This window comes from Streptomyces sp. 7R007, from assembly GCF_054850255.1.
The window spans coordinates 132,647-156,844 of sequence record NZ_JBTWMV010000020.1 but is presented as its reverse complement, the minus strand read 5'-3'; the positions used below and the strand labels follow the sequence as shown (position 1 = coordinate 156,844).

General features: G+C 70.3%; 17 protein-coding genes. 8 read left to right on the top strand and 9 right to left on the bottom strand.

Annotated features, from left to right (window positions below; all coding sequences use genetic code 11):
• Positions 1 to 49: 49 nt before the first annotated feature.
• The 6 genes from ACYF6T_RS25780 to ACYF6T_RS25755 all read right to left on the bottom strand — a co-directional run bounded on the left by ACYF6T_RS25780 (position 50) and on the right by ACYF6T_RS25755 (position 7,409).
• The gene (locus ACYF6T_RS25780) at positions 50 to 1,051 is read right to left on the bottom strand and encodes a PAC2 family protein (protein WP_461699289.1); all 1,002 of its coding nucleotides are present in this window, start codon (positions 1,049 to 1,051) and stop codon (positions 50 to 52) included.
• 211 nt (positions 1,052 to 1,262) lie between these two features.
• Entirely contained in the window at positions 1,263 to 1,934 is a 672-nt protein-coding gene (locus tag ACYF6T_RS25775) for a FadR/GntR family transcriptional regulator (protein WP_461699288.1), read from the bottom strand.
• Positions 1,935 to 2,234: 300 nt separating this feature from the next.
• Entirely contained in the window at positions 2,235 to 3,851 is a 1,617-nt protein-coding gene (locus ACYF6T_RS25770; RefSeq protein ID WP_461699287.1) for a glycerol-3-phosphate dehydrogenase/oxidase, read from the bottom strand.
• A gap of 9 nt (positions 3,852 to 3,860) precedes the next feature.
• Positions 3,861 to 5,399 (bottom strand): glycerol kinase GlpK, encoded by a 1,539-nt coding sequence (gene glpK / locus ACYF6T_RS25765; protein ID WP_461699286.1) that lies wholly within the window; start codon positions 5,397 to 5,399, stop codon positions 3,861 to 3,863.
• Positions 5,400 to 5,482: 83 nt separating this feature from the next.
• Positions 5,483 to 6,277, bottom strand: a complete 795-nt coding sequence (locus tag ACYF6T_RS25760) for an MIP/aquaporin family protein (protein ID WP_461699285.1) — start codon at positions 6,275 to 6,277, stop codon at positions 5,483 to 5,485.
• A gap of 367 nt (positions 6,278 to 6,644) precedes the next feature.
• Entirely contained in the window at positions 6,645 to 7,409 is a 765-nt protein-coding gene (locus ACYF6T_RS25755) for an IclR family transcriptional regulator (RefSeq protein WP_461699284.1), read from the bottom strand.
• A gap of 285 nt (positions 7,410 to 7,694) precedes the next feature.
• Here ACYF6T_RS25755 and metH point away from each other — a divergent pair, with 285 nt between their 5' ends.
• From metH to ACYF6T_RS25740, 3 genes are all read left to right on the top strand, one after another.
• The gene (metH, locus tag ACYF6T_RS25750; protein ID WP_461699283.1) at positions 7,695 to 11,210 is read left to right on the top strand and encodes a methionine synthase; all 3,516 of its coding nucleotides are present in this window, start codon (positions 7,695 to 7,697) and stop codon (positions 11,208 to 11,210) included.
• 184 nt (positions 11,211 to 11,394) lie between these two features.
• Positions 11,395 to 12,090 carry an HAD family hydrolase gene (locus tag ACYF6T_RS25745; RefSeq protein WP_461699282.1) on the top strand — a complete coding sequence of 232 codons (696 nt, stop codon included), beginning with the start codon at positions 11,395 to 11,397 and terminating at the stop codon, positions 12,088 to 12,090.
• Positions 12,091 to 12,508: 418 nt separating this feature from the next.
• The gene (locus ACYF6T_RS25740; RefSeq protein ID WP_461699281.1) at positions 12,509 to 14,113 is read left to right on the top strand and encodes an ABC transporter substrate-binding protein; all 1,605 of its coding nucleotides are present in this window, start codon (positions 12,509 to 12,511) and stop codon (positions 14,111 to 14,113) included.
• Positions 14,114 to 14,207: 94 nt separating this feature from the next.
• Here ACYF6T_RS25740 and ACYF6T_RS25735 read toward each other — a convergent pair whose 3' ends face one another.
• Together ACYF6T_RS25735 and ACYF6T_RS25730 are read right to left on the bottom strand one after the other, a co-directional pair.
• Positions 14,208 to 14,879, bottom strand: coding sequence for a response regulator (locus ACYF6T_RS25735; RefSeq protein ID WP_020141342.1), 672 nt, complete (start codon positions 14,877 to 14,879; stop codon positions 14,208 to 14,210).
• A gap of 14 nt (positions 14,880 to 14,893) precedes the next feature.
• Positions 14,894 to 15,931, bottom strand: coding sequence for a RecB family exonuclease (locus ACYF6T_RS25730; protein WP_461699280.1), 1,038 nt, complete (start codon positions 15,929 to 15,931; stop codon positions 14,894 to 14,896).
• A 780-nt stretch (positions 15,932 to 16,711) separates the two neighbouring features.
• Between ACYF6T_RS25730 and ACYF6T_RS25725 the strand changes: the two genes are divergently transcribed.
• The 3 genes from ACYF6T_RS25725 to ACYF6T_RS25715 all read left to right on the top strand — a co-directional run bounded on the left by ACYF6T_RS25725 (position 16,712) and on the right by ACYF6T_RS25715 (position 19,999).
• Positions 16,712 to 18,262 carry a site-2 protease family protein gene (locus ACYF6T_RS25725; protein WP_461699278.1) on the top strand — a complete coding sequence of 517 codons (1,551 nt, stop codon included), beginning with the start codon at positions 16,712 to 16,714 and terminating at the stop codon, positions 18,260 to 18,262.
• A 38-nt stretch (positions 18,263 to 18,300) separates the two neighbouring features.
• Positions 18,301 to 19,203, top strand: a complete 903-nt coding sequence (locus ACYF6T_RS25720) for a tRNA (adenine-N1)-methyltransferase (RefSeq protein WP_461699277.1) — start codon at positions 18,301 to 18,303, stop codon at positions 19,201 to 19,203.
• Between the two features lie 220 nt (positions 19,204 to 19,423).
• Positions 19,424 to 19,999, top strand: a complete 576-nt coding sequence (locus ACYF6T_RS25715; protein ID WP_461699276.1) for a hypothetical protein — start codon at positions 19,424 to 19,426, stop codon at positions 19,997 to 19,999.
• A 57-nt stretch (positions 20,000 to 20,056) separates the two neighbouring features.
• Here the strand turns inward: ACYF6T_RS25715 and ACYF6T_RS25710 are convergent, their stop codons facing one another.
• Positions 20,057 to 20,362, bottom strand: coding sequence for a ferredoxin (locus ACYF6T_RS25710; protein WP_461699297.1), 306 nt, complete (start codon positions 20,360 to 20,362; stop codon positions 20,057 to 20,059).
• A 243-nt stretch (positions 20,363 to 20,605) separates the two neighbouring features.
• Between ACYF6T_RS25710 and arc the strand changes: the two genes are divergently transcribed.
• Together arc and dop are read left to right on the top strand one after the other, a co-directional pair.
• A complete protein-coding gene (gene arc / locus ACYF6T_RS25705; RefSeq protein WP_461699275.1) occupies positions 20,606 to 22,372 on the top strand; it encodes a proteasome ATPase in 1,767 nt (588 codons plus the stop codon).
• Positions 22,373 to 22,617: 245 nt separating this feature from the next.
• Positions 22,618 to 24,129 carry a depupylase/deamidase Dop gene (gene dop / locus ACYF6T_RS25700; RefSeq protein WP_461699274.1) on the top strand — a complete coding sequence of 504 codons (1,512 nt, stop codon included), beginning with the start codon at positions 22,618 to 22,620 and terminating at the stop codon, positions 24,127 to 24,129.
• Positions 24,130 to 24,198: the final 69 nt, after the last annotated feature.

Sequence of the window (24,198 nt, the reverse complement as noted above, 5' to 3'; positions counted from 1 at the left end):
GGGGGGGGGGCCCCCCGGGGGCCCCCCCCCCTCGCCGGCTTCCTGCTCCTCACTCCTCGGAGGAGTCCTCGTCGTCCGCTTCCGTGTCGGCTTCCGTCTCCGGCTTCGCCGGCTTCGACGGTTTCGTACGGCCGCCGGGGTTGTCCCGCAGATACGACGAGCCGTCGCCGCCGTCCGCCGTCGCGTGCCCGCCGGAACCGGCCGGACCGGAGCCGTCCCGGCGCCGCAGGTAGCGCTCGAACTCGCGGGCGATCGCCTCGCCCGACGCCTCCGGCAGCTCCGCGGTGTCCCGGGCCTCCTCCAGCGTCTGCACGTACTCGGCGACCTCGCTGTCCTCGGCGGCCAGCTGGTCCACCCCCACCTGCCAGGCGCGCGCGTCCTCGGGCAGCTCGCCCAGCGGGATGCGCACGTCGATCAGGTCCTCCAGGCGGTTGAGCAGGGCCAGCGTCGCCTTCGGGTTCGGCGGCTGCGACACGTAGTGCGGTACGGCCGCCCAGAGGCTGACCGCCGGCACGCCCGCGTGCGTGCACGCCTCCTGCAGGACGCCGACGATGCCGGTGGGGCCCTCGTACTTGGTCTCCTCCAGGTCCATCCGGCGGGCCAGGTCCGGATCGGACGTGGTCCCGCTGATCGGCACCGGACGGGTGTGCGGGGTGTCGCCGAGCAGGGCGCCCAGGATGACCACCAGCTCCACGCCCAGCTCGTGGGCGAAGCCGAGCAGTTCGTTGCAGAACGAGCGCCACCGCATCGACGGTTCGATGCCTCGGACGAGGACGAGATCGCGCGGCTTCTCACCGCCGACCCGGACCACCGACAGGCGGGTCGTGGGCCAGGTGATCTTGCGCACTCCCGCGTCCATCCACACCGTGGGGCGGTTCACCTGGAAGTCGTAGTAGTCCTCGGCGTCCAGCGCCGCGAACACCTCGCCCTTCCACTCCCTGTCCAGATGCGCGACCGCGGTGGAGGCGGCGTCGCCGGCATCGTTCCAGCCCTCGAACGCGGCCACCATGACTGGGTCGATCAGCTCGGGAACTCCCTCCAGCTCGATCACCCAGCGCCTCCTTCCGACGTGCCCTCGCTTGACCACCCAACCTTACGGCGTCCGGCGGGGGCGCCCGCAGCCCCCTTGCACGGGGGAGTGAACGCATCACTGCCCCGATCGCCACCCCGGAACACCCCCCGGCCGACCGGACTTTTCCGGACGGAACGCCCAGGAGAGGTCCGACCAGGTCCGATCACCGCCCGACTGTGGCCCGTCCCCCTCACAGGGTGCTGCGCAGCCACTGCTCCACGCTCGCGATGTGCACGGTCGCCCACGAGCGGGCCGCCTCCGCGTCCCGGTCGCGCAGGGCGGAGAGGATCGCGCGGTGCTCGTGCAGGGTGCGGCTGACCGCGTCCTCCTGGGTCAGACCGCGCCAGATGCGGGCCCGGGTGGTCGGCCCTGACAGGCCGTCGAGGAGCGAGCACAGCACGGAGTTGCCGGAGCTCTGCACGATGCCCCGGTGGAAGTCGAGGTCGCAGGCGACCAGTTCCTCCACCGACGGTTCGTCACCGAGCTTGTCCAACTGGGCCGACAGCGCGTCCAGTTGCTGCTCGCTGATGCGTGAGGCCGCCATCGCGGTGGCAGCGGGCTCCAGAATGCGGCGCACCGCCAGGAACTCCAGCACCGTGTCGTCGCGGTGGAAGTCGACGACGAAGCTCAGCGCCTCCAGCAGCAGCTGCGGATCGAGGCTGGTGACGTAGGTGCCGTCGCCCTGGCGCACGTCCAGGATGCGGATCAGCGACAGGGCGCGTACGGCCTCCCGCAGGGAGTTGCGCGACAGGCCCAGCTCGGCGGCCAGCTCGCTCTCCTTGGGCAGCCGGTCTCCCGGGCGCAGCGCGCCGGAGACGATCATGCCCTTGATCTTCTCGATCGCCTCGTCGGTGACTGCCATGACCGGCCTCCCTGCTGTTCAGACATGCTGTTCAGACATCGGATGTCTGGGCACATTATGAGGCCTGTTCCGCCCGCTCAGGCCGCTGTGGCGGAGAACGGGCAGACGGGAGGGGCGGCTCCGTCGGCGTGGAGCCGCCCCTCCCGCACGGAGCCGGCCCCCTAGGGGAGGAGGAGCCGTTCCCCGGTCGCGCCGGCCCTGGTCAGGGAAGGAGCCGGCACGAAGACCGCGGTGCCGCCGAGCACTTCTCGTCGGGGCGGGTCACCTTTGCCGAGGCGGGTGACTTCCTGCCGGGGCGGGTCACTTCTTGTCGAGCAGGTCCTGGACCTTCGCGCGGACCTCGTCCGTGGCCAGACCGCGGATCGTCAGCGTCGTGCGGCGGCGCAGCACGTCGTCCGGCGTCTCGGCCCACTCGTTGTCCCGCGCGTAGACGACCTGGGCCCAGATCTCCGGCGCGTCCGGGTGCACCCGCTCGCCCAGCTCCGGGTTCTCGTTGGCCAGCCGGGCGATGTCGAAGGCCAGCGAACCGTAGTGCGTGGCGAGGTGCTTCGCCGTGTCGGCGGCCATCCGCGGCCCCGGCGCCGGGTTGTCGACCAGCAGCCGGTGCGCGACCGCGCGCGGGTTGGCGACACCGGGCAGCGGCAGCTTCTTCGGCAGCGACGAGATCGGCTCGAAGTCCTCGCCCAGCGGGGCGCCCGGCAGCGACTCCAGCTTCTTCATCACCGTACGGCCGATGTGCCGGAAGGTCGTCCACTTGCCGCCCGCCACGGACAGCATGCCGCCCCGGCCCTCGGTGACGACCGTCTCGCGCTTGGCCTTGGCCGTGTCGCCGGGGCCGCCCGGCAGCACGCGCAGGCCCGCGAAGGAGTACGTGATCAGGTCACGGGAGAGCTGCTGGTCCCGGACCGAGAACGCGGCCTCGTCCAGGATCTGGGCTATGTCCTTCTCGGTGACCGCGACCTCCGCCGGGTCGCCCTCGAACTCCTCGTCGGTCGTGCCGAGCAGGAGCATGTCCTCCCAGGGGAGGGCGAAGGTGATGCGGTACTTGTCGATGGGGGTGGCCAGGGCCGCCTTCCACGGGGAGGTCCGCTTCAGGACCAGATGCGCGCCCTTCGACAGACGGATCGACGGCGCCGCATTGGGGTCCTCCATCTTGCGCAGGTGGTCGACCCAGGGGCCGGTCGCGTTGAGCACCAGCCGGGCGTCGACGCCGAACTCGTCGCCCGAGAGGCGGTCGCGCAGCTCGGCGCCGGTCACCCGGCCCCGGGTGAAGCGCAGCCCGGTCACCTCGGCGTGGTTGAGCACGACCGCACCCGCCTCGACGGCCGCGCGGACCGTCATCAGCGCCATGCGGGCGTCGTTCATCTGGTCGTCGCCGTAGACGGCGACGGCCTTGAGGTTCTCGGTGCGCAGCTCCGGCACGTCCTGCGCCGCCCGGGCGGGGGACAGCAGGTGGCCGACGCCGTCACCGAACGCGGAGAGCGCGGAGTAGGCGAAGACGCCCGCCCCGAGCTTCGCGGCGCCGTGCGGCCCGCCCTTGTACACGGGGAGGTAGAAGGTGAGCGGGTTCGCCAGGTGGGGGGCCACCTGGCGGGAGACCGCACGGCGCTCGAAGTGGTTCTCCGCCACCAGCTTCACCGCGCCGGTCTGCAGGTAGCGCAGACCGCCGTGGAGCAGCTTGGAGGAGGCGGAGGAGGTCGCGCCGGCGAAGTCGCCGGCGTCGACCAGAGCCACCCTCAGGCCGGACTGCGCGGCGTGCCAGGCGGTGGAGATGCCCAGGATGCCGCCGCCGATCACGAGAAGGTCGTACGACGCCTTGGCGAGCTGCTCGCGGGTCTCGGCGCGGCTCGGGGCTGCGCCGAAGGCCGGGCGCGTGCCGAGGGCGGGCACGGACTGGAGGGTGGACTGAGTGGTCATGTCGGGTTCTTACTCCTCGTCCTCGAGCCAGCCCATGGTCCGCTCGACGGCCTTGAGCCAGTTCTTGTACTCACGGTCGCGGGTCTCCGCGTCCATGCGGGGGGTCCACTCGGCGGCCCGGCGCCAGTTGGCACGCAGGTCGTCGGTGCTGTTCCAGAAGCCGACGGCGAGGCCGGCGGCGTAGGCGGCGCCGAGGCAGGTGGTCTCGGCGACCATCGGGCGCACCACGGGGGCGTCCAGGACGTCCGAGAGGGTCTGCATCAGCAGGTTGTTGGCGGTCATGCCGCCGTCCACCTTGAGGGTGACCAGCTCGACGCCGGAGTCCTTGACCATGGCGTCGGCGATCTCCCGGGTCTGCCAGGCGGTGGCCTCCAGGACGGCGCGCGCGAGGTGGGCCTTGGTGACGTACCGGGTCAGGCCGGCGATCACGCCGCGGGCGTCGGAGCGCCAGTGCGGGGCGAACAGGCCGGAGAAGGCCGGCACGAAGTAGGCGCCGCCGTTGTCCTCCACCGACAGCGCGAGCGTCTCGATCTCGGCGGCGGTGGAGATCAGGCCCATCTGGTCGCGCATCCACTGCACCAGGGAGCCGGTGACGGCGATCGAGCCCTCCAGGGCGTAGACCGTCTTCTGGTCGCCGATCTTGTAGCCGACGGTGGTGAGCAGACCGGCGTACGAGTTGATGATCTTGTCGCCGGTGTTCATCACCATGAAGGTGCCGGTGCCGTAGGTCGACTTGGTCTCGCCCTCGGAGAAGCAGGTCTGGCCGAACAGGGCCGCCTGCTGGTCGCCGAGCGCGGAGGCGACCGGGATGCCGCCGAGCAGCTCGCCCAGCTTGCCGCCGGTGATCTCGCCGTAGACCTCGGCGGAGGAGCGGATCTCGGGCAGGATCTGCTTCGGGACGCCGATCGACTCGCAGATCTTGTCGTCCCACTCCATGGTGTGGAGGTTCATCAGCAGGGTGCGGGAGGCGTTGGTGACGTCCGTGACGTGCTTGCCGCCGTTCGTGCCACCGGTCAGGTTCCAGATGACCCAGGTGTCCATGGTGCCGAAGAGGATGTCGCCCGCCTCGGCGCGCTCCTTGAGGCCCTCGACGTTGTCGAGCAGCCAGCGGGCCTTGGGTCCGGCGAAGTAGGAGGCCAGCGGGAGGCCGGTCTCGCGGCGGAAGCGGTCCTGGCCGACGTTGCGCCCGAGCTCCCTGCACAGGGCGTCGGTGCGGGTGTCCTGCCAGACGATGGCGTTGTGGACGGGCTCACCGGTGTTCTTGTCCCACAGCACGGTCGTCTCGCGCTGGTTGGTGATGCCGATGGCCTTGATGTCGTCGCGGGTGATGCCGGCCTTCGCGATGGCGCCGGCGACGACCTCCTGGACGTTGGTCCAGATCTCGGTGGCGTCGTGCTCGACCCAGCCCGGCTTGGGGAAGATCTGCTCGTGCTCCTTCTGGTCGACGGAGACGATGCGGCCGTCCCGGTCGAAGACGATGCAGCGGGAAGAGGTCGTGCCCTGGTCGATCGCGGCGATGAAGGGGCCGGCGGTGTGCGCGTCGGTCACTGTGTGCTCCTGGAGATTCCGTGGTTATGGGGCTTTACGTACGGCGCGTGCTGTGAGTTTCGCGAATCGGGAGATTCGCTCTTTTAAGCGAATGCGACGTTGTAGATGCCTGCGGCGATGGCGCCGCCGATCAGCGGACCCACCACCGGGATCCAGGCGTAGCCCCAGTCGGAACCGCCCTTGTTGGGCAGCGGCAGCAGGGCGTGGACGATACGCGGGCCGAGGTCACGGGCCGGGTTGATGGCGTAGCCGGTCGGACCGCCGAGGGACAGACCGATCGAGACGACCACCAGCGCGGTGATCAGCGCGCCCAGGGTGCCGAGCCCCTTGCCGCTGTCGTTGAGACCCTGCGTCAGGACGGCGAGCACCAGCACGATGGTGCCGATGATCTCCGTCGCGAGGTTCTGCCAGGCGACCCGGATCTCCGGGCCGGTGGAGAAGATGCCCAGCACCGGGCCGGCGCCCGTCTCCTGGGCCTCGACGGCTTTGACCTTGGTGGCCTGCGCACCGGGACCGCCGACGATCTCCTTGTCGGTGAGGTGCGCGTGGAACTGGCCGTAGTAGGCGACCCAGACCAGGGCCGCGCCGATCGCGGCGCCGAGGAGCTGTCCGCCCCAGTAGACCGGGACGTCGCTCCAGTCGTCGTTCTTGATCGCGAGCGCGAGGGTGACGGCCGGGTTCAGATGGGCGCCGGACAGCGGCGCCGAGGTGTAGACCGCCGTGAGCACTGCGAAGCCCCACCCGAAGGTGATGGCGAGCCAGCCGGCGTTGCGGGCCTTGGAGGCCTTCAGCGTGACGGCGGCGCAGACGCCACCGCCGAGCAGGATGAGTATGGCGGTACCGATGGTCTCGCCGATGAAGATGTCGGAGCTGGACACCCGCGACTCCTTTGTCCTTCGTCCAGGGAAGCCGAACCCCGGGTCCCTGCCGGGGGTTCCGGCGCCCTCAGGGGTGAGAGCGTTGCCGGCCCTTGGCGTTGTCACACTCTAGCGCGTATTGCCGGTAGGTGTTCGACAATGCCGACCGATGGACGGGAGTCTCGCCGCGGCGTAACACGCACGTCAAGAGTTCTGTTGTCGAAATTACGATCGTTATTGATCGCTGTGAGTTGTCGATCTTCCTGGTCGGACGCGTGCTGCGCGGTCATGGGCACGGTCCGTGCCGCCCGGGGGGTTTGTCGGCTTCGTCAGGGTACGTCGATGACCGGAACGTCGCCCGACGTCCCGGTCGTCCCTCGCGTCCTGCTCAGAACCGCCCGGCGCCCAGATCCCGCGACACCGCGCGGGCGCAGTCCCGCACCGCCGCGATCAGCTCCGGCCGCAGCTCGCCGTCGCGGCACAGCCGCTCCACGGCCCCGGTGATGCCGACCGCGCCCACCGGCATCCGCCGCCGGTCGTGCACGGGCGCGGCGACCGACGCCACGCCCTCCCAGGTCTCCTCCACGTCGGCCGCGTAGCCCCGCGCGCGCGTGATGTCGAGGATGTGCTCGACGTCCTCCAGGTCGCACACCGTGCGCTCGGTGAAGGGCTTGCGGTCGGCCTCGATCACCTCGCTGTGCGCCACCGGGTCGTACGCCGACAGCACCTTGCCCAGCGCCGTGGAGTGCAGCGGCTGCATGGCGCCGATCTCCAGCACCTGCCGGCTGTCGTCGGGCCGGAAGACGTGGTGCACGATCAGCACGCCCTGCTGGTGCAGGACGCCCAGGTAGACGCTCTCGCCGCTGGAGCGGGCCAGGTCGTCGGTCCACACCAGGGCGCGCGCCCGCAGCTCGTGCACGTCCAGGTAGGTGGTGCCCAGGCGCAGCAGCTCCGCGCCCAGCTGGTAGCGCCCGGAGGCCTCGTCCTGTTCGACGAAGCCCTCCTGCTGGAGGGTGCGCAGGATGCCGTGGGCGGTGCCCTTGGCGAGGCCCAGCGACGAGGCGATGTCCGACAGGCCGAGCCGTCGCTCGCCGCCCGCGAGGAGCCGCAGCATCGCGGCCGCCCGTTCGAGCGACTGGATGTTCCGTGCCATCGCCGTCCTGCCTCCGTCCCCATCGACAGCCGAGTTACGGCGCCGCTGCCACTGTTCGGCAATGCCGAACACTACCGGTCCATGCCGACCTCCCGCTAATGGTCGGTCGATTCCTGTTGCGTCACTCGTATCCCGCAGGCGAACCGCACGTCATCCTCGTCCGCGTCGTGGACGGCCTGACCATCGGCCCACCGACCCGGTTACCCTGGCGAGGTGCGCCCACCGCGGAGCGTTCCACGGGCCGCGCAAAGCCGACAGCCGTCGCACCTCAAGGGAGCCCCTTACATGGCCTCGTCGCCGACGTCCCCTTCCGCCGACAGCAGGACCCGTGCGTCCGCCCTCAAAGACGCGCTCGCCACCCGTGTGGTGGTCGCCGACGGAGCGATGGGCACCATGCTCCAGGCCCAGGACCCCACGCTGGAGGACTTCGAGAACCTCGAAGGCTGCAACGAGATCCTGAACCTCACCCGCCCCGACATCGTCCGCTCCGTCCACGACGCGTACTTCGCGGTGGGCGTCGACTGCGTCGAGACCAACACCTTCGGGGCCAACCACACCGCCATGGCGGAGTACGACATCGCCGACCGGGTGCACGAGCTGTCCGAGGCCGGCGCCCGTATCGCCCGCGAGGCCGCCGACGAGTACACCGCCCGCGACGGGCGCCAGCGCTGGGTGCTCGGCTCCGTCGGCCCCGGCACCAAGCTGCCCACCCTCGGCCACATCGACTACACCACCATCCGCGACGGCTACCAGGCCAACGCCGAGGGCCTGCTCACCGGCGGCGCGGACGCCCTGATCGTCGAGACCACCCAGGACCTGCTCCAGACGAAGGCCTCCGTCCTGGGCGCCCGGCGCGCGATGGAGGCGACCGGCGTCGAGGTCCCGCTGCTGGTCTCCATGGCCTTCGAGACCACCGGCACCATGCTCCTGGGCTCCGAGATCGGCGCCGCGCTGACCGCGCTGGAGCCGCTCGGCATCGACATGATCGGCCTGAACTGCTCCACCGGCCCGGCCGAGATGAGCGAGCACCTGCGCTACCTCACCCGGCACTCCCGCATCCCCCTGCTGTGCATGCCGAACGCGGGCCTGCCCATCCTCACCAAGGACGGCGCGCACTTCCCGCTCGGCCCCGAGGGTCTGGCCGACGCCCAGGAGAACTTCGTCCGCGACTACGGCCTCTCCCTCGTCGGCGGCTGCTGCGGCACCACCCCCGAGCACCTGCGCCAGGTCGTCGAGCGCGTGCGCGACCTCGCGCCCGCCGAGCGCCACCCGCAGCCCGAGCCGGGCGCCGCCTCCCTCTACCAGACCGTCCCCTTCCGCCAGGACACCTCCTACCTGGCGATCGGCGAGCGCACCAACGCCAACGGCTCGAAGAAGTTCCGCGAGGCCATGCTGGAGGGCCGCTGGGACGACTGCGTGGAGATGGCCCGCGAGCAGATCCGCGAGGGCGCCCACATGCTGGACCTCTGCGTGGACTACGTCGGCCGCGACGGCGTCGCCGACATGCGGGAGCTCGCCGGCCGCTTCGCCACCGCCTCCACCCTGCCGATCGTGCTGGACTCCACCGAGGTCGACGTCATCGAGGCCGGCCTGGAGAAGCTCGGCGGACGCGCGGTCATCAACTCCGTCAACTACGAGGACGGCGCCGGCCCCGAGTCCCGCTTCGCCCGCGTCACCAAGCTCGCCAAGGAGCACGGCGCCGCGCTGATCGCGCTGACCATCGACGAGGAGGGCCAGGCCCGCACCCCCGAGAAGAAGGTCGAGATCGCCGAACGGCTCATCGAGGACCTGACGACGAACTGGGGCATCCACGAGTCCGACATCCTCATCGACACCCTGACCTTCACCATCTGTACCGGCCAGGAGGAGTCCCGCAAGGACGGCCTCGCCACCATCGAGGCGATCCGCGAGCTCAAGCGCCGCCACCCGGACGTGCAGACCACACTGGGCCTGTCCAACATCTCCTTCGGCCTCAACCCGGCCGCCCGCATCCTGCTCAACTCCGTCTTCCTCGACGAGTGCGTCAAGGCGGGCCTGGACTCGGCGATCGTGCACGCCTCCAAGATCCTGCCGATCGCCCGCTTCGACGAGGAACAGGTGCAGACCGCCCTCGACCTCATCTACGACCGCCGCAGCGAGGGCTACGACCCCCTGCAGAAGCTCATGCAGCTCTTCGAGGGCGCCACCGCCAAGTCCCTGAAGGCCGGCAAGGCCGAGGAACTGGCCGCCCTGCCGCTGGAGGAGCGCCTCAAGCGCCGCATCATCGACGGCGAGCGCAACGGCCTGGAGGCCGACCTCGACGAGGCCCTCCGGGACCGCCCGGCCCTCGACATCGTCAACGACACCCTCCTGGACGGCATGAAGGTCGTCGGCGAGCTGTTCGGCTCCGGCCAGATGCAGCTGCCCTTCGTGCTCCAGTCCGCCGAGGTCATGAAGGCCGCGGTCGCCTATCTCGAACCGCACATGGAGAAGTCCGACGCCGAGGGCAAGGGCACCATCGTCCTGGCCACCGTGCGCGGCGACGTCCACGACATCGGCAAGAACCTCGTCGACATCATCCTGTCCAACAACGGCTACAACGTCGTCAACCTCGGCATCAAGCAGCCGGTCTCCGCGATCCTGGAGGCGGCCGAGGAGCACAAGGCGGACGTCATCGGCATGTCCGGGCTCCTGGTCAAGTCCACGGTGATCATGAAGGAGAACCTGGAGGAGCTCAACCAGCGCGGCCTGGCGGCGAAGTTCCCGGTCATCCTCGGCGGCGCCGCCCTCACCCGCGCCTACGTCGAGCAGGACCTGCACGAGCTGTACGAGGGCGAGGTCCGCTACGCCCGCGACGCGTTCGAGGGCCTGCGGCTGATGGACGCGCTGATCGGCGTCAAGCGGGGCGTGCCCGGCGCGAAGCTGCCCGAGCTCAAGCAGCGCCGGGTGCGGGCCACTTCGCCCGTCGAGGTGGAGGAACACCCGGAGGAGGGGCACGTCCGCTCCGACGTCGCCACCGACAACCCCGTGCCCACGCCGCCGTTCTGGGGCACCCGTGTCATCAAGGGCGTCCAGCTCAAGGAGTACGCCGGCTGGCTCGACGAGGGCGCGCTGTTCAAGGGCCAGTGGGGTCTGCGGCAGGCCCGCACCGGCGAGGGGCCGTCGTACGAGGAGCTCGTCGAGACCGAGGGCCGGCCCCGCCTGCGCGGACTGCTGGACCGCCTCCAGACCGACAACTTGCTCGAAGCGGCCGTCGTCTACGGCTACTTCCCGTGCGTGTCCAAGGACGACGACCTGATCATCTTGGACGACCAGGGCAACGAGCGCACCCGCTTCACCTTCCCGCGCCAGCGTCGCGGCCGCCGGCTGTGCCTGGCCGACTTCTTCCGCCCGGAGGAGTCCGGCGAGACCGACGTCGTCGGCCTCCAGGTCGTCACCGTCGGCTCGAAGATCGGCGCGGAGACCGCCAAGCTGTTCGAGGCCAACGCCTACCGCGACTACCTCGAACTGCACGGACTGTCCGTCCAGCTGGCCGAGGCGCTCGCCGAGTACTGGCACGCGCGCGTGCGTTCGGAGCTGGGCTTCGCCGGTGAGGACCCGAGCGAGATGGAGGACATGTTCGCCCTGAAGTACCGGGGCGCGCGGTTCTCGCTCGGCTACGGAGCGTGCCCGAACCTGGAGGACCGGGCCAAGATCGCCGACCTGCTCCAGCCCGAGCGCATCGGCGTCCACCTCTCCGAGGAGTTCCAGCTGCACCCGGAGCAGTCGACGGACGCCATCGTGATCCACCACCCCGAGGCGAAGTACTTCAACGCCCGGTGAAAAGGCCCGTCCGAGGGCACATCGGCGCACGTCGGGGCCGTCCCCGGCGGTAGTGACGGTGTGCCCCGGACCACGCCGTTCAAACGAGGCGCTTCGCTCGCGGGCGACGTACACTGGTCGGTCCACTGCAGGCCGGTTCCCCAGCGGGAACCGGCCTGATCGTCCCTCAAGGAGGTGCGCCAGGATGACCACGACGGTCCCCGCGCTCAAGACCCGAACGGCCGACGGCTCAGCCCTGCAGGCCGTGCTCCTCGACATGGACGGCACCCTGGTGGACACCGAGGGATTCTGGTGGGACGTCGAGGTCGAGGTCTTCGCCTCCCTCGGGCACACCCTCGACGACTCCTGGCGCCATGTCGTGGTCGGCGGTCCCATGACCCGCAGCGCGGGGTTCCTGATCGAGGCCACCGGTGCCGACATCACCCTCGCCGAGCTCACCGTGCTGCTCAACGAGGGTTTCGAGGAGCGCATCGGGCGCGCCCTGCCGCTGATGCCGGGAGCCGCCCGGCTGCTGGGCGAGCTGCACGCCTACGAGGTCCCGACCGCGCTGGTCTCGGCTTCCCACCGGCGCATCATCGACCGTGTGCTCGACTCGCTCGGCGCCCACCACTTCGGCCTGTCCGTCGCCGGCGACGAGGTGCCGCGCACCAAGCCGCACCCCGACCCCTATCTGCTCGCCGCCGCCGGGCTCGGCGTGGACCCGGCCAGATGCGCGGTCGTGGAGGACACCGCCACCGGTGTCGCCGCGGCCGAGGCGGCCGGCTGCCACGTGGTCGCCGTGCCGTCCGTGGCCCCCATCGCCCCGGCCACCCGCCGCACCGTGGTGAGCTCTCTCGAAGAAGTCGATCTGGCGTTTCTGCGCGGCCTGATCGCAGCCTGACGGCGTTCCCGGCCGGCATTTCGGTCCGGGAAACGCGCCGCTGGTGTCAGCCCGTATTCCGGCCACCACGGATGGCTGAATTCCGGTTCTGTTCCATGCTGTTGGGAATGTGAGGTTCCCCACTTGCACGAGGGTCGACAGGCGGGAGGACGTGTGCTGTTTCCGCCGATTCGGCGGGCGTTGCGGCGCCCTTGTGTCCCGATTGGTGGAATCCTGCACGAATCCTTCCCCGGTCGGGTTTTCGGTCTGTCCACGACCGGTTTCGCTGCGTGATGGGAGCTCAACTCCGGTAGCCGCCAACCCTGCTGCGGGCGCGGACTAATCTCGTCGCGAGAACATCACCCCTACCCCCGTGATCCGCCGCGACACCCCTGCATGCCGGGTACACGGACCTGAACAGCTCTGGAGAACTTCGAGCATGAACCGCAAGACTTTGGTGCTGCCGGCCGTCGTCGGTCTGCTCGCGCCCGTGCTCGCCGCCTGCGGCGGGTCCGACAGCGGGAGCGACGGTGGCGACGCGATCGTCGTCGGCACCACGGACCGGTTCACCGCCACCAAGGCCGCTCCGGCGCCGATCGACCCGGCCTACGCCTACGACATCGGCACCTGGAACATCCTGCGCCAGACCGTGCAGACGCTGATGATCGTGCCCAAGGGCGAGGGCGACCCCGTGCCCGAGGCCGCGCAGAGCTGCGGGTTCACCGACACCGGCAACGAGCGCTACGCCTGCAAGCTGCGCGACGGGCTGAAGTTCGCCGACGGCAGCAAGATCACCGCGGAGGACGTGAAGTACTCCATCGACCGCGCCCGCGCCATCGACGCGGACTCCGGCGTCTCCGCCCTGCTGAACACCATCGACACCGTCGAGACACAGGGTGACAACGAGGTCGTCTTCCACCTCAAGACCGCCGACGCCACCTTCCCGTACAAGCTGTCCACCCCGGTCGCCGGCATCATCGACCCGGACGACTACGAGAAGAACAAGCTGCGCGACGGGTTCGACGTCAACGGCTCCGGCCCGTACACCATGCAGGCCGAGGTCAAGAACAACGCGATCGTCAAGGCCACCTTCACCAAGAACCCCAACTACAAGGGGACGTTGAAGGTCAACAACTCCAAGGTCGAGCTCGTCTCCTACGACAGCGCCGAGGCGATGGGCGCCGCCCTCGACAAGGGTGACATCGACGTCATGACCCGCACGATGTCGCCGGAGCAGATCCAGACGCTGTCCGCCGGCAAGGACAGCAAGGCCGACCTGGTCGAGATGGCCGGCCTGGAGATCCGCTACCTCGCCTTCAACACCAACGCCCCGACGGTGAAGAACAAGGCCGTCCGCCAGGCCATGGCCCAGGTCATCAACCGCGGCGAGCTCGTCTCCAAGGTGTACGGCACCCAGGCCGAGCCGCTGTACTCGCTGGTCCCGGCGAGCATCACCGGCCACTCCAACTCGTTCTTCAACAAGTACGGCGACCCCAGCGTCACCAAGGCCAGGTCCCTGCTGACCAAGGCCGGCATCAACACCCCGGTCAAGCTGACCCTGCACTACACCACCGACCACTACGGCTCGGCGACCAAGAAGGAATTCGAGGTCCTGCAGAAGCAGCTCAACGACAGCGGCCTGTTCGACGTCACCATCCAGGGCACGATCTGGGACAAGTTCGTCCCCGCCGAGCGCAAGGGCGAGTACGACGTCTGGGGCATGGGCTGGTTCCCGGACTTCCCGGACGCCGACAACTTCGTCGCGCCGTTCCTCGACAAGGACAACTTCCTCAACTCGCCGTACCACAACAGCACGATCATCAACAACCTCATCCCGGAGTCCCGCCGGGAGGCGGACCGGATCGCGGCGGCCTCCAGCCTCACCGAGATCCAGGACATCGTCGCCGACGACGTGCCGATCCTGCCGCTGTGGCAGGGCAAGCAGTACGTCGCCGCCGGCGACGACGTCACGGGCACCGCGTACGCCCTCGACTCGGCCTCCACCCTGCAGCTGTGGGAGCTCAGCCGCGGCGTGGGCAACTGACCCGGCCCGCACGGCAGGAGAGCAGAAAGGGCGCCCCTTCACGCAAGGGGCGCCCTTCGCCGTCGTGGGCCCTGCGGCGGACCGTGCCGCGGACCTACTGCGCGCCGGGGCGCACCAGGCCGCTCTCGTAGGCGTACACCGCCGCCTGCACCCGGTCGCGCAGGCCCAGCTTGGTCAGCACGTGCCCCACATGGGTCTTCACCGTCGTCTCGCTGACGAACAAATCCGCCGCGATCTCCGCGTTCGACAGTCCCCGGGCCACCAGCTTCAGCACCTCCACCTCGCGGTCGGTGAGCGTGTGCAGCGTGTCGGGCACGGGCTCGTCACCGGACGGCAGATGGGTGGCGTACTTGTCCAGCAGCCGCCGGGTGATGCTCGGCGCCAGCATCGCCTCGCCGGCCGCCACCACCCGGATCGCCTGCACCAGTTCGTTGGCCGGCGCGTCCTTGAGGAGGAAGCCGCTGGCCCCCGCCCGCAGCGCCTCCACCACGTACTCGTCCAGGTCGAAGGTGGTCAGCACCAGCACCTTCGCCGGGCCGTCCCGCCCGGGCCCGGTGATCTGCCGGGTCGCCTCCACCCCGTCCATCCGGGGCATCCGGATGTCCATCAGGACCACGTCGGGCTGCAGCGCCCGCACCTGGTCCAGAGCCTGGAGGCCGTCTCCGGCCTCGCCGACGACCGCGATGTCCTGCTCGGCCTCCAGGATCATCCGGAACCCGGTGCGCAGCAGCGGCTGGTCGTCGACCAGTAGGACGCGGATGGCCACGTAAGTCTCCTTCGCTAGTCCGGCCCCATTCTGCCCTGCGGGACGTCACCGGACCCGACCGCCCTCACCGGCAGCGGGTACGGCGGGGGAGTGCCGCCGAACTCCGGGCAGTGCGCCTGGTGGTCGCACCAGCCGCACAGCTTCGTCGGCCGCGGCCGCCAGTCGCCCGTCTCCGTCGCCAGCCGGATCGCCTCCCACAGCGCGAGCAGCTTGCGCTCCACGCGCTCCAGGTCGGCGAGGACGGGGTCGTACGTCAGCACGTCCCCGCTGCCGAGGTACACCAGCTGTAGCCGACGCGGGACGATCTTCTTCAGGCGCCACACCACCAGGGCGTAGAACTTCATCTGGAACAGCGCGCCCTCGGCGTACTCGGGCCGGGGCGCCTTGCCCGTCTTGTAGTCGACGATGCGCACCTCACCGGTGGGCGCCACGTCCACCCGGTCGATGATCCCGCGCAGCGTCAGCCCCGAGTCCAGCTCGGCCTCCACGAACAGCTCCCGCTCGGCGGGCTCCAGCCGCGTCGGGTCCTCCAGCGCGAACCAGCGCTCGACGAGCCGCTCGGCCTCGCTCAGCCATCCGGCCAGCCGCTCGCCGTCGGGATCGTCCGCGAACAGCTCCGCGAGCTCCGGCCGGTTCTCCCGCAGCCGGTCCCACTGGGCGGGGATCAGGGACTTGGCCCGCGGCGCGGTCCGCTCGGCGGCCGGGGCGTCGAAGAGCCGCTCCAGCACCGCGTGCACCAGCGTTCCGCGGGTCGCCGCCTCGCTCGGCTTCTCCGGGAGCCGGTCGATGACCCGGAACCGGTACAGCAGAGGACACTGCATGAAGTCGCCCGCGCGCGAGGGCGAGAGGCTGGCCGGCGCTATCGCGACGGGCGAGGCCACGGTCGCGGGCGCGCCCGCCGCGGCCGTCTCCGCTCCCGCCGTGCCTGCCACGGTCGTGTCCGCGGCGGTCGTTGCCACCGCGGTCGTCGCCGCCTCGGCCGAAGCCCCCGGACCCGCTTGCGCGTCCTCCGTGCCCGCGGCCTGAGCCGTGCCCTCCGTACTCGTCTCCATGCCCCCAGACCTTACGGCCCGCCACTGACAGTGACCCAGCCGCGCCCGCTGGAGCCGCGACGCCCGGGGAAACACAGGGGGTGCCGGGGCGGAACGCGCCGCGACGGCCGCATACCATCGACCCCAGACCTCCCGCACGGCAGGCGCGGGAGACGCTTCGAACGAGGGGACACCGTGGACGAGAGCGGCGGGAGCGGGCAGCCGCGATCCGGCACCGACAGGCCGGCCGAGCACCACACCGGGCCTGCGGCCCCCTCCACCGACGCCACCGGCGACGAGAGGCACGCCACGATGGCCGACGACACGGGCACCCCGAAGGACCCCGCCGACACCCCTCCCGGCGCCGACGACCCCACCCGGCCCCTCGCTCCCGAGCACCCCGGCACCCCCGCACGGCAACCGGACGCCACGCCCTCCGCTCCAAAGCCCGGCGCCAACACCGACCCCAGCGCGCCGCCTCGCCGCCCGGAGGAAACAGCGCCCGCCCCGGAGCCCGGCAGCGACACCGGCTCCGGTACGCCGCCTCACCGGCCGGAAGCCACGGCCCCTGCCCCGGAGTCCGGCAACAACGCCCACTCCGGCACGCAGCCTCGGCACCCGGAAGAAACGGCCCCAGCCTCAGAGCCGGACGCCAATGCCGGCTCCGGCGTGTCACCTCGACAGCCGGATGAGGCGGCGCCTGCTTCGGAGTCGGATGCCAACGCTGGCTCCGGCGTGTCACCTCGACGGCCGGAGGAGACGGCCTCAGCCTCGGAGTCGGATGCCAACGCTGGCTCCGGCGTGTCACCTCGACGGCCGGAGGAGACGGCGCCTGCTTCGGAGTCGGGCGCCAACGCTGGCTCCGGCGTGTCACCTCGACGGCCGGAGGAGACGGCCTCAGCCTCGGAGTCGGACGCCAATGCCGGCTCCGGCGTGTCACCTCGGCGGCCGGATGAGGCGGCGCCTGCTTCGGAGTCGGACGTCAACGGCGGCTCGGGCGTGCCGTCTCGACGGGCCGAAGGCGTGGCCCCCGTCCAGCGCCCCGGCAGCGACAGCGGCACGAGTGCGGCGTCACCGGGGCCCGGAGACGCCGCCCCTGCCCGGCATCCCGGCGACGACTCCGACGGCGCGCACGCCGGCCCCCGTACCCTCGCTCACTCCGGTCCCGCCAAGAACCCCCCGCCGCAGCGACGCGAATCCCCCCGCGGCGGCTTCCTGATGGGGCGGCCCTTCGGGGTGCCCGTCTACGTGGCTCCCAGCTGGTTCCTCGTCGCCGCGCTGATCACCTGGGTCTTCGGCGGCCAGCTCGACCGCGTGCTGCCCGAACTCGGCGCCGCCCGCTACCTCGTCTCCCTCTTCTTCGCGGTCGCCTTCTACGCCTCCGTCCTCGTCCACGAACTCGCCCACACGGTCGCCGCCCTCCGCTTCAAGCTCCCCGTCCGCCGCATCCAGCTCCAGTTCTTCGGCGGCGTCTCCGAGATCGAGAAGGAGGCCGAGACCCCCGGCCGGGAGTTCGTGCTGGCCTTCGTCGGCCCGCTGCTCTCCCTCGTGCTGTCCGGTCTCTTCTACCTCGCCATGCAGCCCGTGGAGCCCGGCACCGTCCCGGGCGTCCTGCTCGCCGGCCTGATGATCTCCAACCTGATCGTGGCCGCCTTCAACCTCCTGCCCGGCCTCCCCCTCGACGGCGGCCGCATGCTCCGCGCCGTCGTCTGGAAGATCACCGGCCGACCCATGAGCGGCACCATCGCCGCCGCCTGGGTCGGCCGCGCCCTCGCCGTCTCCGTCCTGATCGGCCTCCCGCTGCTCACCCAGTCCGGCGCCCTCGGCTCCACCGCCGAGGACAACGTCGGCATGGACACCGTCACCGACGCCCTGCTCGCCGCGATCCTCGCCGCGATCATCTGGACCGGCGCCGGCAACAGCCTCCGCATGGCCCGGCTCAGGGAACACCTCCCGGAACTGCGCGCCCGCAACCTCACCCGGCGCGCCGTCCCCGTCGAGACCGACACCCCCCTCTCCGAGGCCCTGCGCCGCGCCAACGCCGCCGGCGCCCGCGCCCTGGTCGTCGTCGACTCCGACGGCAACCCCCTCTCCCTCGTCCGCGAGGCCGCCATCGTCGGCGTCCCCGAACACCGCCGCCCCTGGGTCGCCGTCAGCGGCCTCGCCCAGGAACTCACCGACGGCATGCGCGTCTCGGCGGAACTGGCGGGGGAGGACCTCCTGGACGCCCTCCGGGCCACCCCGGCCACCGAGTACCTGGTCGTCGAGGAGACCGGCGAGATCTACGGCGTCCTGTCCGCCGCGGACGTCGAACGCGCCTTCGTGAAGGCCATGGCCAGGCCCGCCCCGTAGTGGTCGGCGGCCCCCGCAAACCCCGGTAGGCTGTTCACATGTCCGAACCGACCGGTGCCGCCCGCAGGCGCGGGCCCTTCAAGGTCGGCGACCAGGTTCAGCTGACCGACCCCAAGGGCCGCCACTACACGTTCACGCTCGAAGCCGGGAAGAACTTCCACACCCACAAGGGTTCCTTCCCGCACGACGAACTGATCGGCGCTCCCGAGGGCAGCGTTGTCCGCACCACCGGGAACGTCGCCTACCTCGCGTTGCGCCCCCTGCTCCCCGACTACGTCCTGTCCATGCCCCGCGGCGCCGCCGTGGTCTACCCCAAGGACGCGGGGCAGATCCTCGCCTTCGCCGACATCTTCCCCGGCGCCCGCGTCGTCGAGGCCGGCGTCGGCTCCGGCTCGCTCAGCAGCTTCCTGCTGCGCGCCATCGGCGACCAGGGCATGCTGCACAGCTACGAGCGCCGCGAGGACTTCGCCGAGATCGCCCGGCAGAACGTGGAGCGCTACTTCGGCGGCCCGCACCCCGCCTGGCAGCTCACCGTCGGCGACCTCCAGGACAACCTCTCCGACACCGACGTCGACCGCGTCATCCTCGACATGCTCGCCCCCTGGGAGTGCCTGGAGGCCGTCTCCAAGGCGCTCGTCCCCGGCGGCATCCTGTGCTGCTACGTCGCCACCACCACCCAGCTCGCCCGGACCGTCGAGTCCATCCGCGAGATCGGCTGCTTCAACGAGCCGACCGCCTGGGAGACGATGATCCGCAACTGGCACATCGAGGGCCTGGCCGTCCGCCCCGACCACCGGATGATCGGCCACACCGGCTTCCTGCTCACCGCCCGCCGCCTCGCCGACGGCGTCGAGCCCCCCATGCGCCGCCGCCGCCCCGCCAAGGGCGCCTACGGCGAGGACTACGAGGGCCCCAACGCCGGCGGAGGCACCGACCGCTAGGGCGGCCCCGTGCCGCGTACAACGTACGGACGCCGTGGCGCAGTTCCCGTGAATCCACCGGAACTGCGCCACGGCACCCTTGTCTTGACAGGACGCCACAAAACGCGCCCTTCGCAGGTGCCCGCGGCGCAACCGCGCACCCCGCCGTTCCCACCCCCTGTGACGTGTGGCACGATGCTGGCCACCCCCACCGGCACAGCCCTCACAGGAGACACTCCTAGTGCAGCAATCCGCCGTCCCGGAACTGGCACACACGCACACCCGCCCGATCCACTGGGTCGCCACCGCCACGGCCGTCGCCGGCGTGATGGCCCTCTCCTCGCTGCTGCAGCCCAACTCGGCGACCGCGGCACAGCCGGCCGGTTCCACGGGCAAGGCGGCGCACACCGCGGCCGCGCCCGCCACCACGGGCGTCCGCTTCCCGATCAGCTGCGGCCCCGTCAAGGCCGTCGTACAGAAGAAGGCGACCGGGGACCTCGACGGCGACGGACAGCCCGAGACGGTCGCCGTGGTGCACTGCGACGCCCCCATGGGCACCCCGCCCGACGGCGTGTACGTCCTCACACGCGACGCGCACAGCGGCGACGCGCGCGTGGTGGCGACCCTGCTCGACGCCAAGGACGGCGACACGGTCAGTGACCTCACCGTCCAGGACGGAGCCGTCGTCGCCACCCTCCTCGGCTACTCCTCGGAGGACGTGCCCCGCTGCTGCCCGGACGTCAAGGACAGCGCGAAGTGGCAGTGGCAGAAGGGTGCGTTCGTCCGCTCGACACCCGCCGGTACCCACGCCGTCTGACGCCCGCCGCCCATCGTGTGAGAAATCAGACAGTCGTAACAGGCCGTGTCCGTGGGCTCACTCGGCGTCCGGGCCGTACACCTCGACCTTGTCCGAAACCCGCCGTACATGGATGCACTCGCCCGGACATTCCTTCGCGGAATCCACCACGTCCGTGAGAAGCGGCAGCGGAACGGGCGTTGTGGCACCCCGGTCCTGCAACAGCTCGTCCCCCGCGCCCTTCACATACGCCAGACCGTCGATGTCCAGCTCGAACACCTCCGGCGCGTACTGGGCGCAGATGCCGTCGCCGGTACACAGGTCCTGGTCGATCCAGACCTCCAGAGCCTCGCTTCCGGCCACCGCCTCCTGCTGCACGCCCATGTCTCCTGCCGTTTGAGTGCCGAGCCGACGGGAATCCGGCCAGCTCTGACGGGTGTTGAACACTTCGACCCTACCTGGGCCTGGGTTCCAATCATGTTCGGTGGGTATTCCCCTGGCGTGAGGGAGAGCGCAAGGGTGAAGATCGGACACACCCCGACCGTCTTTGTGATCTAGGGGTTTCAATCGGCACCCGCCCAGGTAGGGTCTGGAAGCGTCCAGCTCCCCTTGGAGGAGGTGAGGACCGTGGCAGCCCACGACGACGACATGAACCGCGGCATCCGCCCGGGACGAGGGTCCGACGACCCGGCCGGGCAGATTGCCTACCTTGAGCAGGAGATCGCCGTCCTGCGGCGCAAGCTCGCCGACTCTCCGCGGCACACGAGGATTCTCGAAGAGCGGATCGTCGAGCTGCAGACCAACCTGGCCGGCGTGTCCGCGCAGAACGAGCGACTCGCCAACACGCTCCGTGAGGCCCGCGACCAGATCGTGGCCCTCAAGGAGGAGGTCGACCGGCTCGCGCAGCCGCCGGCCGGCTTCGGCGTCTTCCTGCAGGCCAACGAGGACGGCACCGCCGACATCTTCACCGGGGGCCGCAAGCTCCGGGTGAACGTCAGCCCCAGCGTCGACCTCGAAGAGCTCCGGCGTGGCCAGGAAGTCATGCTCAACGAAGCGCTCAACGTGGTCGAAGCCATGGAGTTCGAGCGCGTCGGGGACATCGTCACCCTCAAGGAGATCCTTGAGGACGGCGAGCGCGCCCTGGTGCTCGGGCACACCGACGAGGAACGGGTGGTACGGCTCGCCGAGCCGCTGCTGGACGTCACCATCCGTCCCGGCGACGCCCTGCTGCTCGAACCCCGCTCCGGCTATGTCTACGAGGTCGTTCCCAAGAGCGAGGTCGAGGAACTCGTCCTCGAAGAGGTCCCGGACATCGGCTACGACCAGATCGGCGGACTCGGCGGCCAGATCGAGGCCATCCGCGACGCGGTCGAGCTGCCGTACCTCTACCCGGACCTGTTCAAGGAGCACGAACTGCGCCCGCCCAAGGGCGTGCTGCTCTACGGGCCCCCCGGATGCGGCAAGACGCTCATCGCCAAGGCCGTCGCCAACTCGCTGGCCAAGAAGGTCGCCGAGGTCACCGGCCAGGCCGCCGGCAAGAGCTTCTTCCTCAACATCAAGGGCCCCGAGCTGCTGAACAAGTACGTCGGCGAGACCGAGCGGCAGATCCGCCTCGTCTTCCAGCGTGCGAGGGAGAAGGCCAGCGAGGGCACCCCCGTCATCGTCTTCTTCGACGAGATGGAGTCCCTCTTCCGCACCCGCGGCTCGGGTGTCAGCTCGGACGTCGAGAACACGATCGTCCCGCAGCTGCTCGCCGAGATCGACGGCGTGGAGGGCCTGCAGAACGTGGTCGTCATCGGCGCCTCCAACCGCGAGGACATGATCGACCCCGCCATCCTGCGCCCCGGCCGCCTCGACGTGAAGATCAAGATCGAGCGCCCGGACGCCGAGGCCGCCAAGGACATCTTCGGCAAGTACCTCACCGAGCGCCTCCCGCTGCACGCCGACGACCTCGGCGAGCACGGCGGCGACAAGGCGGCCACCGTCGAGAGCATGATCCAGACGGCCGTCGAGCACATGTACGCGGAATCCGAGGAGAACCGCTTCCTGGAGGTCACCTACGCCAACGGTGACAAGGAAGTCCTCTACTTCAAGGACTTCAACTCCGGCGCCATGATCGAGAACATCGTCGGCCGCGCCAAGAAGATGGCGATCAAGGACTTCCTCGACCACAACCAGAAGGGCCTGCGCGTCTCCCACCTCCTCCAGGCATGCGTGGACGAGTTCAAGGAGAACGAGGACCTGCCCAACACCACCAACCCGGACGACTGGGCCCGGATCTCCGGAAAGAAGGGCGAGCGGATCGTCTACATCCGTACCCTCATCACCGGAAAGCAGGGCGCCGACACCGGACGCTCCATCGACACGGTGGCGAACACCGGTCAGTACCTGTAAGGACAGGGCGGCTGCGGGTGCCCTCAACGGGGTACCCGCAGCCGACTGTTTTTCAGGCAACGAACCGGAACAAAGGCGAGCAAGGCAATGACGCAAATGATCTCCCCACCAGCGCAAAGCCGTTCTAGGCTCTTCGGTACCGCCGAGTCGCGCAGTGCGGGGACGGGCACCGCACACGCACCGGAGCGCCAGCGGTACTTGAGCGCCGCCCCCGACCGAGGGCGCCGCCGGGCAAGGAGGGCCGCATGACCGTACGGCGAGTAATGGGCATCGAGACGGAGTACGGCATCTCCGTCCCCGGCCACCCCAACGCCAATGCCATGCTCACCTCGTCCCAGATCGTCAACGCCTACGCGGCGGCGATGCACCGGGCCCGCCGGGCCCGCTGGGACTTCGAGGAGGAGAATCCGCTGCGGGACGCGCGGGGCTTCGACCTCGCCCGGGAGGCCGCCGACTCCAGCCAGCTCACCGACGAGGACATCGGCCTCGCCAACGTGATCCTCACCAACGGTGCGCGGCTCTACGTCGACCACGCCCACCCCGAATACAGCGCCCCCGAGGTCACCAACCCCCGCGACGCCGTGCTGTGGGACAAGGCCGGCGAACGGATCATGGCCGAGGCCGCCGAACGCGCGGCCCAGCTCCCCGGCGCCCAGCCCATCCACCTCTACAAGAACAACACCGACAACAAGGGCGCCTCCTACGGCACGCACGAGAACTACCTGATGAAGCGGGAGACCCCCTTCTCGGACATCGTGCGCCACCTCACGCCCTTCTTCGTCTCCCGCCAGGTCATCACCGGCGCCGGCCGCGTCGGCATCGGTCAGGACGGCCACGAACACGGCTTCCAGCTCAGCCAGCGCGCCGACTACTTCGAGGTCGAGGTCGGCCTGGAGACCACCCTTAAGCGACCGATCATCAACACCCGCGACGAGCCGCACGCCGACGCCGAGAAGTACCGCCGGCTGCACGTGATCATCGGCGACGCCAACCTCTCCGAGATCTCCACGTACCTCAAACTGGGCACGACCGCGCTCGTCCTGTCCATGATCGAGGACGGCTTCATCGCGGTGGACCTCGCCGTCGACCAGCCCGTGCGGACCCTGCACCAGGTCTCCCACGACCCGACGCTCCAGCGCCTGGTCACGCTGCGCAGCGGCCGCACACTCACCGCGGTCCAGCTCCAGATGGAGTACTACGAGCTCTCCCGCAAGTACGTCGAGGAGCGCTACGGCGCCGACGCGGACGAGCAGACCAAGGACGTCCTGGCCCGCTGGGAGGACACCCTCAACCGCCTGGAGAACGACCCCATGAGCCTCGCCGGCGAACTGGACTGGGTCGCCAAGCGGGAGCTCATGGAGGGCTACCGGCGCCGCGACGGCCTCGACTGGGACGCCGCCAAGCTCCACCTCCTCGACCTCCAGTACGCCGACGTACGGGCCGAGAAGGGCCTCTACAACCGTCTGGCGGCCCGCGGGCGCATCAAGCGGCTGCTGGACGAGGCCGACGTCGAGCGGGCCCGCACCAAGCCGCCGGAGGACACGCGCGCGTACTTCCGCGGGCGCTGCCTGGAGCAGTACGCCGACGACGTCGCGGCGGCCTCCTGGGACTCGGTGATCTTCGACCTGCCGGGCCGGGACTCCCTGCAGCGCGTCCCAACCCTCGAACCGCTTCGCGGAACGCGAAATCACGTCAAGGAGCTGCTGGACCGCTGTCGCACGGCGGAAGACCTGGTCAGGGTGCTGTCGGGCGGCTGAGTGGGTACCCGGGCCCTCGCGCCCGGACAGGGTGGAAATTCCGCCGTCCGGGAATCATCGAGATGGCCC

Coding starts and splice junctions, on each gene's coding strand:
- ACYF6T_RS25775 (WP_461699288.1), bottom strand. CDS start 1,934: ATGGCAGTCACCGACGAGGCGATCGAGAAGATCAAGGGCATGATCGTC.
- ACYF6T_RS25710 (WP_461699297.1), bottom strand. CDS start 20,362: ATGGGCGTGCAGCAGGAGGCGGTGGCCGGAAGCGAGGCTCTGGAGGTC.
- ACYF6T_RS25720 (WP_461699277.1), top strand. CDS start 18,301: ATGTCCGAACCGACCGGTGCCGCCCGCAGGCGCGGGCCCTTCAAGGTC.
- ACYF6T_RS25755 (WP_461699284.1), bottom strand. CDS start 7,409: ATGGCACGGAACATCCAGTCGCTCGAACGGGCGGCCGCGATGCTGCGG.
- ACYF6T_RS25740 (WP_461699281.1), top strand. CDS start 12,509: ATGAACCGCAAGACTTTGGTGCTGCCGGCCGTCGTCGGTCTGCTCGCG.
- ACYF6T_RS25745 (WP_461699282.1), top strand. CDS start 11,395: ATGACCACGACGGTCCCCGCGCTCAAGACCCGAACGGCCGACGGCTCA.
- ACYF6T_RS25730 (WP_461699280.1), bottom strand. CDS start 15,931: ATGGAGACGAGTACGGAGGGCACGGCTCAGGCCGCGGGCACGGAGGAC.
- dop (WP_461699274.1), top strand. CDS start 22,618: ATGACCGTACGGCGAGTAATGGGCATCGAGACGGAGTACGGCATCTCC.
- ACYF6T_RS25770 (WP_461699287.1), bottom strand. CDS start 3,851: ATGACCACTCAGTCCACCCTCCAGTCCGTGCCCGCCCTCGGCACGCGC.
- metH (WP_461699283.1), top strand. CDS start 7,695: ATGGCCTCGTCGCCGACGTCCCCTTCCGCCGACAGCAGGACCCGTGCG.